This is a genomic window from Paramicrobacterium chengjingii (assembly GCF_011751765.2).
Taxonomy (GTDB): Bacteria; Actinomycetota; Actinomycetes; order Actinomycetales; family Microbacteriaceae; genus Paramicrobacterium; species Paramicrobacterium chengjingii.
The window spans coordinates 2,351,863-2,368,036 of the sequence record NZ_CP061169.1 but is presented as its reverse complement, the minus strand read 5'-3'; the positions used below and the strand labels follow the sequence as shown (position 1 = coordinate 2,368,036).

General features: G+C 61.2%; 17 protein-coding genes and 1 tRNA gene. 9 read left to right on the top strand and 9 right to left on the bottom strand.

The genetic code is table 11. The features are described 5' to 3' along the window. Positions 1-34: 34 nt before the first annotated feature. Together HCR76_RS11550 and HCR76_RS11545 are read left to right on the top strand one after the other, a co-directional pair. Positions 35-1,183: a hypothetical protein gene (locus HCR76_RS11550; protein ID WP_166990438.1), complete on the top strand. Its 1,149-nt coding sequence runs from the start codon at positions 35-37 to the stop codon at positions 1,181-1,183. A gap of 48 nt (positions 1,184-1,231) precedes the next feature. Then, positions 1,232-2,554 (top strand): UDP-glucose dehydrogenase family protein, encoded by a 1,323-nt coding sequence (locus HCR76_RS11545; protein WP_166990435.1) that lies wholly within the window; start codon positions 1,232-1,234, stop codon positions 2,552-2,554. On the opposite strand, the gene HCR76_RS11540 is transcribed toward HCR76_RS11545, so the two are convergent. Both HCR76_RS11540 and HCR76_RS11535 read right to left on the bottom strand, forming a co-directional pair. Further along, positions 2,551-3,015: a GtrA family protein gene (locus tag HCR76_RS11540; protein ID WP_166990432.1), complete on the bottom strand. Its 465-nt coding sequence runs from the start codon at positions 3,013-3,015 to the stop codon at positions 2,551-2,553. The genes HCR76_RS11545 and HCR76_RS11540 overlap by 4 nt on opposite strands. A gap of 327 nt (positions 3,016-3,342) precedes the next feature. Then, the gene (locus tag HCR76_RS11535; RefSeq protein ID WP_244971361.1) at positions 3,343-4,410 is read right to left on the bottom strand and encodes an IS110 family RNA-guided transposase; all 1,068 of its coding nucleotides are present in this window, start codon (positions 4,408-4,410) and stop codon (positions 3,343-3,345) included. Between the two features lie 202 nt (positions 4,411-4,612). On the opposite strand from HCR76_RS11535, the gene HCR76_RS11530 reads away from it, so the two are divergent. The 4 genes from HCR76_RS11530 (at position 4,613) to HCR76_RS11515 (ending at position 8,183) form a co-directional block, all read left to right on the top strand. Further along, the gene (locus HCR76_RS11530) at positions 4,613-5,404 is read left to right on the top strand and encodes a glycosyltransferase family 2 protein (RefSeq protein ID WP_166991825.1); all 792 of its coding nucleotides are present in this window, start codon (positions 4,613-4,615) and stop codon (positions 5,402-5,404) included. Next, entirely contained in the window at positions 5,401-6,924 is a 1,524-nt protein-coding gene (locus HCR76_RS11525) for a glycosyltransferase family 39 protein (RefSeq protein ID WP_166991828.1), read from the top strand. Before HCR76_RS11530 ends, HCR76_RS11525 begins: the two co-directional genes overlap by 4 nt. A gap of 58 nt (positions 6,925-6,982) precedes the next feature. Beyond that, positions 6,983-7,369 (top strand): hypothetical protein, encoded by a 387-nt coding sequence (locus HCR76_RS11520; RefSeq protein WP_166991831.1) that lies wholly within the window; start codon positions 6,983-6,985, stop codon positions 7,367-7,369. 208 nt (positions 7,370-7,577) lie between these two features. Next, entirely contained in the window at positions 7,578-8,183 is a 606-nt protein-coding gene (locus HCR76_RS11515; protein ID WP_166991833.1) for a hypothetical protein, read from the top strand. 128 nt (positions 8,184-8,311) lie between these two features. Here the strand turns inward: HCR76_RS11515 and HCR76_RS11510 are convergent, their stop codons facing one another. Beyond that, entirely contained in the window at positions 8,312-10,732 is a 2,421-nt protein-coding gene (locus HCR76_RS11510) for a phosphoketolase family protein (protein ID WP_198248042.1), read from the bottom strand. Positions 10,733-10,803: 71 nt separating this feature from the next. Further along, positions 10,804-11,265: a hypothetical protein gene (locus tag HCR76_RS11505; protein WP_166991836.1), complete on the bottom strand. Its 462-nt coding sequence runs from the start codon at positions 11,263-11,265 to the stop codon at positions 10,804-10,806. A 114-nt stretch (positions 11,266-11,379) separates the two neighbouring features. Here HCR76_RS11505 and HCR76_RS11500 point away from each other — a divergent pair, with 114 nt between their 5' ends. After that, positions 11,380-12,033 carry a hypothetical protein gene (locus HCR76_RS11500; RefSeq protein ID WP_166991839.1) on the top strand — a complete coding sequence of 218 codons (654 nt, stop codon included), beginning with the start codon at positions 11,380-11,382 and terminating at the stop codon, positions 12,031-12,033. Between the two features lie 61 nt (positions 12,034-12,094). Next, positions 12,095-12,168: transfer RNA gene (locus HCR76_RS11495), tRNA-Pro, on the top strand. A gap of 124 nt (positions 12,169-12,292) precedes the next feature. On the opposite strand, the gene HCR76_RS11490 is transcribed toward HCR76_RS11495, so the two are convergent. After that, positions 12,293-13,060 (bottom strand): hypothetical protein, encoded by a 768-nt coding sequence (locus HCR76_RS11490; protein WP_166991816.1) that lies wholly within the window; start codon positions 13,058-13,060, stop codon positions 12,293-12,295. Positions 13,061-13,381: 321 nt separating this feature from the next. On the opposite strand from HCR76_RS11490, the gene HCR76_RS11485 reads away from it, so the two are divergent. Further along, on the top strand, positions 13,382-13,549 hold the full coding sequence (locus tag HCR76_RS11485; RefSeq protein ID WP_198248041.1) for a hypothetical protein: 168 nt from the start codon (positions 13,382-13,384) through the stop codon (positions 13,547-13,549). A gap of 57 nt (positions 13,550-13,606) precedes the next feature. Here the strand turns inward: HCR76_RS11485 and HCR76_RS11480 are convergent, their stop codons facing one another. From HCR76_RS11480 to HCR76_RS11465, 4 genes are all read right to left on the bottom strand, one after another. Next, positions 13,607-13,993, bottom strand: a complete 387-nt coding sequence (locus HCR76_RS11480) for a hypothetical protein (protein ID WP_166991845.1) — start codon at positions 13,991-13,993, stop codon at positions 13,607-13,609. Positions 13,994-14,006: 13 nt separating this feature from the next. Continuing rightward, positions 14,007-14,459 (bottom strand): nucleotidyl transferase AbiEii/AbiGii toxin family protein, encoded by a 453-nt coding sequence (locus HCR76_RS17695; RefSeq protein WP_166991848.1) that lies wholly within the window; start codon positions 14,457-14,459, stop codon positions 14,007-14,009. Beyond that, positions 14,452-15,249, bottom strand: coding sequence for a type IV toxin-antitoxin system AbiEi family antitoxin (locus HCR76_RS11470; protein WP_166991851.1), 798 nt, complete (start codon positions 15,247-15,249; stop codon positions 14,452-14,454). The genes HCR76_RS17695 and HCR76_RS11470 overlap by 8 nt, the downstream gene beginning before the upstream one ends. 151 nt (positions 15,250-15,400) lie before the next feature. Further along, complete coding sequence (locus HCR76_RS11465; RefSeq protein ID WP_166991855.1) at positions 15,401-15,925, bottom strand: hypothetical protein; 525 nt, start codon at positions 15,923-15,925, stop codon at positions 15,401-15,403. Between the last annotated feature and the right edge of the window lie 249 nt (positions 15,926-16,174).

The following is a 16,174-nucleotide window of genomic DNA, read 5'->3' as shown; positions in this document are numbered from 1 at the left end:
TTGCCTTACGACTACGGCGGGAAGGGGCCCATTGGTGGCAAGGCTGTTTACCAAGCAACGCAGACTTGACGTTGACGTTCTTGGGTCAACCATTCGACTCTCGTTTCTGACTGATGAACCTGACGAACATTACGATCGACTTCGCCGTGCTTGGTCGGGCGCGACGGTGTCGCGACGACGTCCGGACTCAACGTTAGCTGTTGGTACAAACGTAGCGAAGTCGAAGGACTACGACGCTTATGGCGCGGACTATGACGCGCTCGCTGCAACGGTCTCGACAAAAGTGACGCTTCGCGGCATTGAGCTTGCCCGTGGGAAGCACCTGATGTTGCATGCGGCGGGAGTGGCTCTGCCGGACGGTCGCGTTGTTGCCTTTGTCGCTCCTTCGGGCGGAGGGAAGACGACGCTTGCATCTCACCTGGGGAAACAGTTCGGGTACGTCTCGGACGAGACGGTTCTTATTGATCGGGATTTGCGAGTATTCCCGTACCGTAAACCGCTCTCGGTCATCGAGGATCCAGAGAAAAAATGGCGCAAAACGCAAGTCTCGCCAGACGAGCTCAACTTGCTCGCCCTCCCGCGCACACCGCTGACGCTTGCCGCGATCGTGCTTTTCGAACGTGACGCAAACCATGGAGATTCTCCTGAACTGGGGAACGTGGCTTTGCCAGAAGCGATTGAAGACCTCTCCGGACAAATCAGCTACTTCGGAGACCTACCAGACTCGGCGTGCATGCTTGCAGACGTCGTGCACAAGACTGGGGGAGTGCGGACGCTGCGATACAGCGAGGCAGACTCCGTGGCATCAGTACTGGACCAGATCATCGCGGAGCAGCATCCGGACACTGACTGGTCTGATGTGTCGTCTACAGTCACCGAACACCGTGCCGATGACACTTACACACGTCGAGACGGCGTTGTCGCCGTGAACACGGCAGGAAGCATCGTCACGATGAGTGACGGTACGGTCCGCGTGCTTTCAGGCTTGTCACCGGTGATCTGGGAAGTCATTGCTAACGGAGCGAGACTTGAGGTAATTGAGCGCGCGCTCGTCGAGGAATTCGGTGCTCCAGAGGGCATGGACGCCCGGGATGTCACGCAGCAGGCTGTCGACACGCTGATGGCCGAAGGCCTGATCTCTTTTAACAGCACTAAGCCCGTGCAGATCGAGTCGCCCTGGTGAGAACTCCCCGGGAACTCCGCAGTAACGTGCGGTTACGCTGAGGGCATCATGAAGATTTCAGTCATCGGTTGTGGGTACCTGGGCGCGGTTCACGCGGCATCGCTGGCCTCTGTGGGGCACGACGTCGTCGGCGTCGACATCGACGCAGCAAAAGTCGAGTCTCTGTCTAACGGCCGCTCGCCGATATATGAGCCGGAGCTTCCAGAGCTGCTTCGTGCCGGGCTTGAAAGCGGTCGCCTTCGGTTCAGCGCTGACATGTCTGACGTGAACGGCGCGACGGTTCATTTCATCGCTGTCGGAACCCCGCAGCGTCTGGGAAGCTCGAGCGCAGATCTGACGTATGTGGATCAGGCATTCGCCGACTTGATGCCATACCTCGCCGAGGGAGACATCGTTGTCGGCAAGTCCACTGTCCCCGTCGGGACAGCGCAGCGTCACGTTGGCAACGTGCAGGAACGCGGCGCACACCTCGTGTGGAACCCGGAGTTCTTGCGCGAGGGGTTCGCTGTGAAGGACACGATCGAACCGGATCGTCTGGTGTATGGCGTTGCCGATGGCGACGAGTACGCGGTGGAGACTCTCAACGAGGTGTATGCGACAGCGATCGAGGCGGGCAGCCCGGTTATTGTCAGCGACTTTGCCACTGCGGAGCTCGTGAAGGTGGCCGCGAACGCGTTTCTCGCCACGAAGATTTCGTTCATCAACGCGATGGCCGAGATCGCGGAAGTCACGGGAGCAGACGTCACGAAGCTGGCGGATGCGATCGGGCACGACAAGCGCATTGGCCGAAAGTTCTTGAACGCCGGCGTCGGGTTCGGCGGAGGGTGCTTGCCAAAAGACATCCGAGCATTCACCGCTCGAGCCGAGGAGCTCGGACGGGGGGAGTCGGTCGCCTTCTTGAAGGAGGTTGACGCCATCAACCTACGTCGACGCGAACGCGTCGTCGAACTGGTCACCGAGGAACTCGGAGGCAGCGTCTTTCAGAAGAAGGTCGCCGTACTTGGCCTCGCATTCAAACCCAACAGCGACGATGTGAGGGACTCACCCGCGCTCGACGTCGCCGTGCGGCTGAACGGCCTCGGAGCCAACGTTGTAGCCACGGACCCGCAAGCGATGCAGAACTCGCGCAGGCTGCATCCACAGCTCGTCTACGGCACAACCGAGGAGGCACTCGCGGATGCCGATGCAGTCGTCGTGGTGACCGAATGGCCGGAGTACAAGGAGTTGGACCCGGCCGAGGTGCATCGCGTCGTGCGCACGCCGATCGTCATCGATGCCCGCAACTGTCTTGACGCCGACGCGTGGGCTGATGCCGGGTGGGAGTATGCCGGTCTCGGACGCCAGGTGAGGAACGGTCGCGCGACGTCTTAGCTGTCGCCAGCGCCAAGGTCGATCTCGGACGCACGGCTGGGGCGAACTCCGCGGAAGACCACAAAGTGGTAGAGCAGAAAACGCAGCGCAACGACGACACCGATGCTCAACAGGTTGATGATGTTGACGACGATTGGTCCGGAATCGGGGAAAGCCCACAGGCCGAGCCCGACGATGCCCGCACCGAGCAGGGTGCAGATGCCGTTGACGACAATAAAGAGCACAACCTCGAGCGAGCGGCTGTGCTTGCCACGGTTCTTGAACGTCCACTCGCGGTTGCCGAAGTATGCGTTCACGAGCGCAATGAGCGATGCAAAGATCTTCGCCCAGACGCCGTCGACGTGTAGCCCATAGAGCAGAATGTTGAAGGCTGCGATCTCGATCAGGGTCGAGATTGCTCCGATCGTCAGAAATCGGGAGCTCAGCCCGATAAGACGGCGGAGGCGCGAGTGTTGTGTCATGGCTCGACTACGCTACTACTGATATGTAGGTGTTTTTGTCAAGGGGGCAGAGTGAAACGGTCCCGGGAAGTGTAGGGCTTGTCCGGGACCGTTTCTGCTGGCATCTGGCGGAGTGGGGTCTGACGTGTCTTTCGACGTTAACACGGTCAAACTGATATGCGCAGGTTGGTTACTGCAGGGCGAAGCGTGCGATGGTGGAGCGGTGCCGCAGGTCTAGAGATCGAGCGTCGCCCGTCAGTGCTGATGGGCTGTTCATAATAGTAGAGCGGGTCATTCCACACGTGTTCGCAGACCTCACGGCCGTCGTGGTGTCAGCGGTCTGGGGTGTCAGTCAGTCATGATCGCGAGTGACCAGCACCAGCCGGAGAGTTCTCTGGCGATCGCGACGTTGGCGATTGTTGCCTTCTTTCGTCGGGCTACGAATTTCTCCCACTGCTTGTGGAGTCGTTCGTTTCCGGCTTGTCCGCGTAGTCGGGCTTCCTGTGAGGCATTTTGCTGTCGGAGCGTCAGTGCTGAGGTCGGTTGCTGTCGGAGCTGTTTGCGGTGGTGCCAGGCGGCCTCGACGAGGAGTCTGCGGGCATGGGAATTGCCGGTCTTGGTGATACCGCCGAGTCTGCGTGAAGTTCCTGACGAGTATTCCGACGGGGTGAGTCCGAGATAGGTGCCAATTGTTTTCCCGGTGAATCTGTCCCAATCGGCGATCTCAACGGCAAGCGCGAGACTAGTGAGCGCACCCATGCCACGCAGGCAACCCAACCGGGTCACCACAGGTGCGAATTCAGAAGCATCAGCCATTCTTTCAATTTCGGCATCGAGTCGGTCTCTGCGGGCAAGGACTTGCGCAACGGCTTCGTAGGATGCATCGAACGCGTATTGGTAAGCGATTGTGCCTGCGCGATGCTCCCGGATCCACACGTCGTGCTTGCGAGTCCATGTGCCACCTCCGTCGTAAACATGCCCGTGACGAAGAAGCAGTTTTGAGAGACGATGGCGTGAGGCCATGAGGTCATGGCGGCAGTCTTCCCGCGCCCGGACAAGATCGCGTGCAGTCTCCTCGTCAATAGTGGGGACACGCACGGGGGTGATCTGTCCAAGCTGGAGGAGATGCGCCAAATGCAGAGCATCATTCTTATCGGTTTTGACACGGTCACCTGGCGGACGCTGCAACTTCGATGGGGCGGCGATCACGCACGCGATGCCAGCACCTGTGAGGCGACGGGAGAGATCATAGCCTGTCGGGCCGGCCTCGTAAGTGGTGAGAGCCGGTACTGCGAGACCACGGACCCAATCGATCACCGCGGCCGGATCATAGGGAAACTTCTTCCAGGTAACTTCACCGGTATCGCTGTGAATTGCTTGCGCGACGATGGACCTGGCGTGCACGTCCAAACCCACGTGAGTACGATAGATGTTCAACTGGGGCCTCCAAGATCGACTGAGGAAGACCAACCCCGTCAAGGCTCCAGCACCTATGCTGGAGCCCCGCAAATGGCACGGCTGGTAAACCTCGATCATGCGATCTGGGGCCTCAGCCTTGTCAAGAGGTAGCCACAGTCATATCGTCTAGTTGAGTTCACACTGATTGCAAGGGGAGTTCGTGCCGCGCAGACACGTTGCCATCGTTATGCCGGCGTACAACGAGGCAGACGGCCTCGACAGCTTTCTCACCGAAATCGTCACGCACGTCTCGCCGGTGGTTGAGCAGCTCTCCATTGTTGTGGTCAACGACCGGTCGACGGACGAGACCGCCGACCTGCTGGCACGCCTGGGCGAAATGATGCCCGAGCTGATCGGCATCACCTCGGTGCGCAATCAGGGGCACGGGCCGACAGCGCTCGCCGCCTATAGGGCCGGACTCGAGCTGAACCCCGACGTGATTATGCACGTGGACGGGGATGGACAGTTTCTCGCCGCAGACTTTCCTCGATTAATTGACGCACACCAACAGCGCGGCGCTGACGTGCTGCATGGTGTGCGCCGAGGGCGCACTGACCCGTGGTACCGCAGAGCCATCACGGCATTGGTCGGCTCGGCCGTCGCGCTCGCCGTGGGTTCACGAGTGCCCGATGTGAATACGCCATTGCGCATCTACCGGCCCGAAGCGCTTCGCTTTCTTCTCAATCTCATTCCCCGAGACGCGATCGTGCCCCACGTGCATTTCTCGCTGGCGGAAAAGCGAAGTGGGATGAAAGTCGCGTACGCGCGCGTCAGAAGCATCCCTCGACGCGGTGATTCTGCTCACGGAACGATGTGGGGCCCGCAACGGTCGACTCCGGTGCTGCCGCCCAAGCGCCTTCGTTCGTTCATCGCAGCCGCCGCACGTGAAGTCTGGACCGTGAGCCTGCACCCTGGCGCACCGGCTCGCCGCGGGGGAGTGTTCTCGTCATGACCACCGTCAACTGGCGTCGCGTGATGACAGTTGTGTTCTGGGTTGTTGTTGCGCTCGTCGTCGCCTCGCAACTGTGGATTGTGACGCAGGGCGTCTTCTTTATGCGGCTCTGGGAAGACGAGGCATTCAATCTCACCGTGCCGCTCAACCTGGTGAATGGACTGGGGTACACCAGCGACGGCACCCTGAGCGGAAGCCAGCTAACTCCGTTCGACCCGCGCATCTCGACGGGCCCCGTCGTGCTTTTGCCGATCACTGCTGTGATCGCGTTGGGCGCGGATCCGGTGATCGGCGGACGCCTCGTGGTTCTGCTGTTTTACGCTGCCCTGGTGGCCGGCCTGTGGCGGCTCGGAGGCCGGCTTGGCGGGCGGTGGGCAGCGCTCGCCGCGGTGTGCGTGCCTCTGGGCTGGAATACGTGGAATTCGGGCTCCCCAATTCAGTCGCCCGTGGACATCCTCGGAGAGGTGCCCGCTGCAGCCCTTCTCGTGTGGGCCTTCGTTGTGCTTCGCAGGTATCCGTGGCTGGCTGGGCTGTTCATCGGACTGGCCATGCAGACGAAGCTTCTGGGTGCGCTGGCGGCCATTCCCATCGCGCTGGCTATTTACCTGCTCGCCGACGACGGCTTTATCAGGCGCGCGCTGCGCGTAGTGCTCTGCGCGCTGGTCGCCGTCATTCCGAACGTTCTGTATGAACTGTGGAAGCTTGTCGCACTGGGGCCGTCGGCATACTGGATGAACCTCAAGGAGTTCTACTGGTTCTTCCGTTCGGGCGGGCAGAATATTGATCCTGTCGACCCGCTGACGAAGTTTGTGTCCTTGGGCAGTGACTGGTTCTCGCCGACCTGGCTCACCGTGATATTCGTTGTGCTCGTGCTGGCCACCGTGTGTGTGTTCGTGCTGAGGCGTTCGGCGCCCGACAAAGCGGAAGAATCGGATGCCGGTGCCAGCCGTCGCGAGCGGACCGCGTATGCGCTGGCCGCCGTTCTGGGGCTCGTGATCTGGTTCGGCTGGTGGCTGACGTCGGCGCAGACGCCGAACTGGCCGCGCTACCCCGCCATGGCGATGTACATCTTCGTGCCGATTATCGTGGCCGTCGCGATTCGAGCACTCAGCGAGCAGTGGAGCATCCGTCCGTGGGGAATCGGCTCGCGCATTGCGGCTGGGGCAGTTGCCGCGGTGATGATCGTCACGCTCGGCATGCAGACCTGGGGGCATGTGCGCATTGCGGACGAGTCTCGATTTGGCGAGACGCTCGCCGATCAACGCGTCGTTGCCGCTGAGGTGGCCGACGCCGACCTCGACGTGATCGTGACGACGTGGGGGCCAACCGTGTCGATCATCGTGCTTGCGGGCGCCCACGCTGCTCTGAGCGATGTGCCGGAGTGGGACGGCAGCGCGGAGCTCAGGCAGAACTGGGATCTGTCGGACGCGGGTATTGAAACCTTCACCAGCACGCTCGACGAGGAGTGCGCAGACGTTCTGGTGCACACCGATCGTTATGCGCTCTGCATCCCGTTCTAACGGCCGCGGCTGACCCTGAGCAACACTTCTCAGGACGTGGTCAACCAGACGTAGCCGAATGGCGGCAGCACGAGACTCTCATGCCGTTGGTCGAGGGCGCATCGAGAGCTCCTTGAGCCGATCGGTGCTCGTAACAGAATGCTTCGACCAGTACCGGCTTACAGGCGAGCGTGCCGTCGAAATCATCGCGGATGTCGCAACTGCCGTTGAGAGCTGGTCAGACGTTGCAGACACGTTCATCGGCGATAAGGGGAGCATCCCCGCATTTGCTGTCGCATTCGACAATGACAACACACAGCGAGCGGCAGAGCTCGCTCCGAGATCTGCCGCGACGGTCATCGGTTCCTTCGCCGATGGTGACCTCGGTTCGTCACGAAGCGGTAGAACCTGGGTTCCTTCCCATATTCGCAATGGGCGAAAGGTCGAAGGTTATTGGCGACATTGATTACCGGGCGAAGCGGAACCGAACCTGCCAATACTCTCCCCACCAAATGCTCCGCGGTTGAATTAACGTTGGTTGGAATTGCTTGCATATCTGGAATTGAATTGGAGAATTGGAGAATGGAAACCGCAGCAGAGCTCGTGCGCGCCGCGCGGCGTCGACGCCGCCTCACCCAGAAGGAGCTCGCCCGACCACTTGGAGGATGATCTCTATGAGGTTTGCGAGACGACGGATTTCTTGGCTTGTGCCACTGGCCGCGTTGTTCGCATTGAGCGCGTGCAGTGCACCTTCTTCGGGCAGCGACAGCACTGGAGCTCCCGATTCTTCAGAGGCAGCCTCGCCATCGCCCTCGGGCAGTGTTACCATCGGTTGCGATCTCGCCCGGCCGGATGACCCTGGCGACTCCGACCCTGGACCCGATGACCTCATCGTCGGCCCGCTGGTCTACCTCGGTGCAGTTTTGGCTTATCAGGGCACTGACCTCCCCGGCACAGCTCCCGTCCCAGACGACAACGGGGTCACCTACTTCAAGACGGGCGCTGATCTGCCTCCCGATAAGACTGTGACGGTGTCTGTCGGCGACGCGGCCCGATCGTATGCCGGAATTGTGATCGCGGGCGGGCCATCAGCAGGCTATTCGAGCGTCACCTATGTCAGCTGCCCAACGCAGCAACAGCCATCACGGATGTGGTGGGCTGGCGGATTCGCTCTCATCGGACGGCAATCAGCTTGTGTGCCGCTCGACGTTCACGTCAAGGGAGAAAGTGAGCCTCGTCATCTCCAGCTTTCTCTCGCCGTAGACCCCTGCGATCAGTAAGCACCGCCCAGCTGCTCCCACATTTACGGCAGACATTCTGGAATCATGACTTGTAGGGCAATCTCGTGCCCTGAACCGGTCCTATGGGTTTGAGTCGTTTGAGAGCACCTGCGAGAGCGCTTCGGGCCTCAGCGCCGACGGAACTCCCAGTTCGTGATCCATGGCGGGTCTTCGCCATGCGAGTACGCGTAGTCGCGGGCGTCAGTACGAGCTGACTGCCATTCGCGGATGGCGGCTTCAGCGGCATCCGGATCAGGTACGTCGGCGATGCGCCCGACGATGTCGCTGGCGAGCTCGTAGCGGTCGAGATCGTTCAGACTGACCATGTCGAACGGCGTTGTCGTGGTGCCGCGCTCTTTGAATCCGTGCACGTGCAGTTGCTCATGGTTGGCCCGCTTGTAGGTGAGCTGGTGGATGAGCGACGGGTAGCCATGGAACGCGAAGATGGTCGGCCGGTCTGTGGTGAACAACGCATTGAAGTCCTCGCCTGGAAGCCCATGCGGATGATGCGCCGGATCGTGCAGCCGCATGAGATCGACGACGTTGATGAGCCGCAGCGTGAGATCGGGGAAGCGCTCGTGCACGAGCTGCACCGCGGCGATCGCCTCGATGGTGGGAACGTCTCCGGCACACGCGACGACGGCGTCTGGCGTTGACGCAGCGGGGTCGTTCACATCGAGGTCGGGCTCATGGCCTGCCCAGGGCCAGATGGAGAGACCGTCGCGCACGTGTTCCGTGGCTTCTTCGAGGCTGAGCCAGGCCGGCTGCTCGTTCTTGCCCGCCACCACAGCATTGATTCGGTTGTGCGTGCCGAGCACATGCCGCATGGTGACCAGGAGCGTGTTGGCGTCGGGCGGAAGGTAGATGCGCACGACGTCGGACTGCTTGTTTGCCACGATGCCCAGAAACCCGGGGTCTTGATGCGAAAACCCGTTGTGGTCTTGCCGCCACACGTGGGAGGAGAGCAGATAGGTGAGCGAGGCGATGGGCTTGCGCAACGGAAGAGAGCGCGAGGCCTCGAGCCACTTAGCATGCTGGTTGAACATGGAGTCGACGATGTGAATGAACGCCTCGTAAGAGGTGAGAAGCCCATGGCGTCCCGTGAGCAGGTAGCCCTCAAGCATCCCCTGCATCAGATGCTCACTGAGTGCCTCGATCACTTGGCCGTGCGGGGCGAGATGCGTGTCGGTGTCGACGATGGTGGATGCCCAGCTGCGATCCGTTCCCTCAAACACCGCGGACAACCGGTTCGATTCGACTTCGTCCGGGCCGAACAAGCGCATGGTGTCAGGGTTCTGGCTCATGAGCTGTGCAAGCCACGGGCCGAATGCTCCCGTGGCGCTCGCCGTGCCGACCGGGTTGCGTGTTGTCTCGACGGCATACGGGGTGAGCGTGGGGAACTGAAGCGGTGACGTGATGCCATCATGCGCGTGGGGCGAAGCGCTCATGCGCAGCGCGCCACGGGGGCGGATGCTGTTCAGCGCCGGTGCCGGTGCACCCGTGCTGGTGAACAGTTCGTCTGGATTATAGGAGCGAAGCCACTGCTCGAGCTGGGCGCGGTGATCGGCGTTCTCACGCACCTCTGGAAGCGGCACCTGGTGGGCGCGGTACGTGCCTTCGACCTGCTGGCCGTCGACCGTTCGCGGGCCGGTCCACCCCTTGGGCGTGCGCAGAATGACGACGGGCCACCGCCGTTCGCGCTCCGGCGCGTGCGCGTTGCCGCGCGCCTCGGCCTGAATCTCGGCGATGCGGTCGAACGCGAGGTCGAGTGTCTGCGCCATGTGCGTGTGCACCTCGTGCGGAGCATCCGCTTCACCATCGATGAAAAGCGGGTCGTATCCATTCCCGTGAAAGAACGAAATGAGCTCGTCGCGGGGAATGCGCGCCAGGGGAGTGGGGCTGGCGATCTTGTACCCATTGAGGTGGAGAATCGGCAGGACAGCGCCGTCTTTGGCTGGGTCGATGTAATTGTGCGCGCGCCACGATGCCGCGAGCGGGCCGGTCTCGGCTTCGCCATCGCCGATCACACACGCGACGGTGAGATCAGGATTGTCGAGCGCGGCGCCAAAGGCGTGCATGAGCGAGTAGCCCAGCTCGCCGCCCTCATTGATAGAGCCGGGTGTCTCGGGCGCAGCATGCGAGGGAACTCCGCCCGGGTATGAGAACTGGCGCAGCAGAATCTGAAGGCCTGCGGCGTCGAGGCTGATCTCGGGCATGAGGTCGCTGTACGAACCGTCGAGCCAGGCGTTCGCCATCATGGCAGCTCCGCCGTGGCCGGGGCCGCAGACGAAGAGCATCTCGAGCTGACGCTGCACGATGATGCGGTTGAGATGCGCGTAGGTCAGATTGAGGCCCGGCGCAGTGCCCCAGTGTCCGAGCAGGCGCGGCTTGATGTCTGACGACTCAAGCGGATGCCGCAGCAGGGGATTGCTCTGCAGATAGATCTGTCCGGCGCTCAGGTAGTTGGCTGCCCGCCACCACGCATCAACGACGTCGAGGTCACCAGCGGGCTGCGTCGTGATGGATTCGTTCTCGTTCATTGAGCCCATACGTCGGACTCTACGTGTCGCCTTCTGCTGAGGGAAGAGCGACGCTGCCGATCGTGAGGCAGCGCTCAGCCTCAGCGGCAGAGGCCGTCGATGATCTGGTCAAGTGTTTGGCCGAGATCGCGCTCGCCGAGGCTGTCGCCCCCGGGCGTTGGAGCATTGCGGCGGGCGCGTGCGACAGCATCCGTGAGCTTCTCGACCGAGGGAGGCTCGCCATGTGAAGCCGGTCGGGCATCGGTAACGAGCCACCGTTGATCGATTCCGGCGGTGGGGGAGAGTGCGTCGGCGAGATCCGCGACCGTGAACGCGACCGTCGCGCCCTCGGGAAGGAACCGAGCTGCACGATCGACGTCGGCGGCGCTCAGCCCGATGATCAGATCGACGGCAGCCGTGACGACGCCCCTCTCCGCAACGATTTGCGCGGGGAGGGATGCCGCGTCGACGCGCGAGCGGAGTTCGGTGCGAAGTCGGGTCTCCGCCTCGCCATCGGTGCTGAACGCCAGAATGCGGAATGCGGCTTCAGGTTGTGCAGGCATTGGCTCCCTCGCTTCGCTCGCTGTTGCTCCATGCTAGTTGACCACCTGGTGGTGTGAGGTTCGACTTGAGGTCGAACACTTGTTCTACGAAGATGTGTTCGATAATATCGGCGCATGGAACTCTTCAGCCGACTCGAGAACGCAGCGCACAAGGTGTCTCGCGTATACGCGCAAGCAGAGGCATCGGCCGTAACAGGTTTGAGTGGGGCCGGTGGCGTAAGGCGTCGAACCGCGGTGGGCAATGTGTCTGAGCTCGTGCGCCAGATGCCTGATGATGCCGTGAATCAGTTGCTGTGGCAAGCGGGGCAGTTGCGCCGAGCCGCAGATGCCGTCATCGCGATTGCCGCTGCCGAGACTGTTGTGCGAGCCGCGGGTGAAGCCTCGACGCTTGCCGGCGTCGGTCGCGCCGATGCTGAACAGCTTGCTCGCGTGGGGGCGATGATCGATGAGTCTGAGCGTGTGATCGATGCGTGCGGTGTAGTGGAGGCCGAGTCGCTGGACATCGTTGTTGATGTTCCGTGGTGGCACTCCATCTCGCTCGCTGTCATCGATGGCGGGCTGAGCCCCGCCGCGGCCGCGGTGATGCGTGAACGCCTGGGGGAGCCTGGTGGAGTGGTCACTGCACGCAACCTTGCCCGGGCGGCAGAAGAACTCACAGAGCACGTGTCGGCGATGGCCCCGGATGCTGTCGGTGAGGCAGCCGGGCGCAAACGCGCCGAGCTCGAGGGTGCGACAGAACTCGTGAGCGGCGATGACAGTGCCGAGTGAACACTCGATGTGACAAGGCACCCCGTTCTTCGGCTAAGATGAGTGAGGCTTTTCAGCCAATCGGGGTGTGGCGCAGCTTGGTAGCGCGCCTCGTTCGGGACGAGGAGGTCGTGGGTTCGAATCCCGCCACCCCGACGTTGTGATGTCTCGGGACATAGTTTTTCTATGTCCCGAGACATCGTTCGTTTAACCGTGCATTGCGCGGGATCGTCACAGTAAGCCCGAACTCATGTGGCGAGCAGCCCGTGCTCTATTCGGTTCAGGGTTCCACAGCAAATACCTCGACATCGAGCACAGGCAGCGAAACTCCGAAAGCAGCGAGGGCAGTGTTGAGCGCTGTAATCAGCGGAGAGAGTCCCTCGAGAAGGTCGACGAAGAGCCCGAATTCGTGCGTCGCGACATTCTGGTTGGGGTCTGAGTCTCCGGTAAGCGTGCCAGTTACAGTGCCTGCCTCCACGTCAGAGCCAGCCAGATCGATGCTTACGGTGAGCGGTGTGAAATGGTTGATGATGACCTGTGCTACTTCGCCTCCTGGGGCGACGTCGGCCCCTGCAGTAACGGTGAGATTTGCGCCGCTCGTCGTTCCCACAGCGGTAACGCCGACAATCTCATTCAGCGCACCAATGTTGAGAACGTCAGCGCCGTAGTCAAGTGCCACCATGGCCGGTTCGCCCGCGCTCAAGGTTCCGGGGCCATTATTGGTCACTATGAACGTAAGCGGATATTGGTACTCCGCGTTCACAACCCCGGCAAGTCCTGATAAGAGTGCGGTGAAAGCGGTTTCGGCCGCGGCTTGTGCGAGCGTGGGCAAGGCATCAAACCAGACGTTGAGCGCGTCGCCGAGCTCTGCGGTCAGGCTGATGCCTCCGTCGGTAAACGCAAGCCCGAGATCGGTGTCTGCCACCGTCGACGCTGCAGCTGACGGCGTGGCTGCGGCAACTGCGATTACCGGAACCGACCAGGCGGCACCTTTGACCACCGTGCGGCGCGAGAACCCGTTGTTTGTGCGCGTGTTAATGTCACTCATGCTTTCCTTTCAAATGGGGGTATTTAAACTGCGACTTCAACGTAATAATGCGCGGATGGAATATACAGAGGTCATTCAGCTATGTGCGCGAAGTGAACACAATTGAGCGCTTTCTGACTGGGCGCGCCCCCTGTTTAGGTGACAATTTCGGCATGTTTGCCCCCAGTACTGGGTGAGTTTTCACTCTCGGGCGCCCCCAAATCAGGGCACGGTGACGATGCGTGAGAAACATGTGCAGACTCGCGTCATAATTCGCACGATGTGGCGTCTCATAAGTAGACCCATCGTGGGATCTTCGTGAAGAGAAGTGAGATGTACATCGTGACGAAGCAGCAGTCTCTTGTCATCATCGTCGGATGCCTCGTCGCCGTGCTGATGTGCGTTGGCGTCATCCTTCTCGTGCAGCAGAGTGCGCAAGCGGTCGTCGGCGAGAGCGATTCCGCGAACATCAGTGTGAGCCAGACGGCGGGACTGGCGCCCCTGTGCTGATCGATCCGGCGAGGAAGGTTGACTTTTCGTGCGAGAGTGAAGTGCTACTCGTCAACCTCAGTAGAGCCCGACATTGTCGAGGCGCCCACCAGGAAGCTCCGAGAGCAGACGCAAGGCGAGCGGTCGGTCCTGTTGACGGACACCAGCAAGGACGCGTTCGTCGGCATCAAGGTCAGCCAGAAAACGAATGTGTGTACGCAAAGCATCGCTGAGCTCTGCCGCACTGGGAATGGGGACTGCAAGTGCGCCAATATCTTCTTCATCGAACTCGTCCGCACTGCGGTTTCGTAGCCAGTGGTCAGGATCGAACTCGGGACCTTCGTGGCCGGGCTTCCAGAAGGTGTCCCCGGCGTGCACACCGTTTGCATCAACCCACATCTTCAGCACGGCCAGACGGCGCAACAGTGTGAGATCGATCTGTCCGGTTACGTGGGTGTTTGTCATTACCCATCGCAGGTCATACAGGTCGCCATCCACGGCGTATGGGTGGTAACCAGGGCGGAGGATTCAGGTCGAGTTTGCTGGCTAAATCGCTGGTAGCGTCGCCCAAGTCGTGGTTGAAAGTCAGCGTCCACTTTCCCCGACGTTCTGTAACGCCGTAGCTAAACGGACCGATGTTGAGTCCTTCGATGCCTGCTATGAGCTCGGTGAGAGCGTCATCGGGGTCGGCGCCGATATTAACAGCGGAGAAGTCCAAGTCGAGTGAGAATCGCCCGGCGTTTCCGGCATAGAGCTTGCGAAGCGACGTACCGCCCTTGAACGCGAGCGCGTCGAGAGTGCACCGTGCAAGTGACGCAATAGCAGGTCCTGCGCAATGTCGACGATTGCCGCGTCGCGGCCCTGAGCGCCGGCGCCGTGTGGCGTGTGCCGCGCGATGTGGCCAAGTGTAAGTCGAATTTCGCTCATACAACCGCCGCAAGTTCGCGGGGATTAAACGGTAGCAGTGTGTCCGCGATCTGCCAGGCGGCGTCGTGTCGGCGTAACGGGCCGCGCGAGCCGAACCACGTCTTACCCGCCGGTGGGGCAAGTTCCCGGATAGCAACGGCGAGGTCAGGACGCAGGCCTTGTAAGAGGTACCCGGTTCGGGCCCGAATAGATGCAGGACGGCCTGAGAGCTCCTTCATGAGCAGGTCCGGGACGGGTCTGCGTGCGAGCTCCGGGAACCATTCCAAGGCGCTGGACCATGAACGCACCGCCTTGGGACGGGCAGCCATGTGCACAATGAGACTCTCGATAGCCAGAACGGGGACACCGCGTATGTCTTGATAGTCAAGACACGGTTTGAATACCGTTCCCGCCAGCGCAGCGGGCAGCTGGCGAGCTAGTTCACTGGTGACCGCCGCGACCTCTGGGCGCGCGGGTGAACGATCGGCTGCATCATGGGCCCAGGCAGCGGCTTGGAAAGTGAGCGCGCATCGCGCATCGGGCCTCTCGGCGAGGAACGCTCGAAGCGGCATGACGGGATCATTGCGCGAGTAGGCTCCGGCAACGGCCGCCGGCGCGAACTCCCACACTCCCCGGCGCCCCGTGGGTAGCAGCCAGCCTCGTTCTCGCAGTCTTGCAGCGACGACCTTCACTGGCGTTCGCAGACCTTGCTGCTGCACGAGGCGGTCGAGATGCTCGCTCGTCACGAGCTCGGGCTGCTCAAGCTCCAATTCTTCCAGCACGCCTCCCATTGCGCGCGAAATTGATCGTGTCATATAACCCACCATAGTATCGAAAACAGAAACCTTCCTTACGATAATGACACCGCGATGCACGAGTGTCAATGAGCGATAGTAGGTTACGTGAATGGTAACTATTCATAGCTTTTGACACTGCATGAGACAAAGGATGAAACATGCACTTGCATCACGCCATGTTGGGGTCGTCCTGGGCCGAGCACCTCGCACTCCCCTCAGAGGGCGTTCGCCTCCAGAGGAGGGCGATCGCAAGTGCAAGGAACGCCACGGTGCCCAGACAAGCCGAGATGGCGTGTGCAGTTTCCCAACTGTTGCGGTACCAGGACCAGTCAGACGGCAACGTGGCCGGGCTCCAAATCGCGACAAGTGCATTGATCGGCCGATTTCCGAACCAGTACACCAGCAATGTTCCGAGAAAACAGAGCGCCGCGATCACCGGAGCCGCGGTGCCTGCGATCGTATGTCCCTTGAGCGAGGTGATCGTGAGAGCGACCGTTGCGATGAGACCCACGACCTCCGCGATGCCTCCGACGACGGCGAATCCGCCGTAGAACGTGTGCTGAACAGTCAGCCACTCGGGGCCCGATAGTGCGCGACTTCCTGGCGCCTGCAGAACATGGTTGAGAGTGAGTCCGAGCACGAGAGCGGCACAGATCAGAGACACGAGATAAAGGACCCTCACGATACGGTGCATATGTATTTCCTCCCTCCACATCGGTTTACGCTCGTTGGTCACGTTTTGGAATAGCAACGAGTCACATTCGCGAACTCTGCATGCGTCTCGTTTGGCCAGTCAGAATTCGGCGAGGAGAACGGCGTCTCGCGCCCGACGTCAACGTGGCTCGACGTACCCTTTATATGCGAGGGCTCGGCCCCGCAGCATCCTCTGGAGCGAACCCGCTCCGCGTGATTGACAATGACGCCACCGCGTCCTAATCTTTTC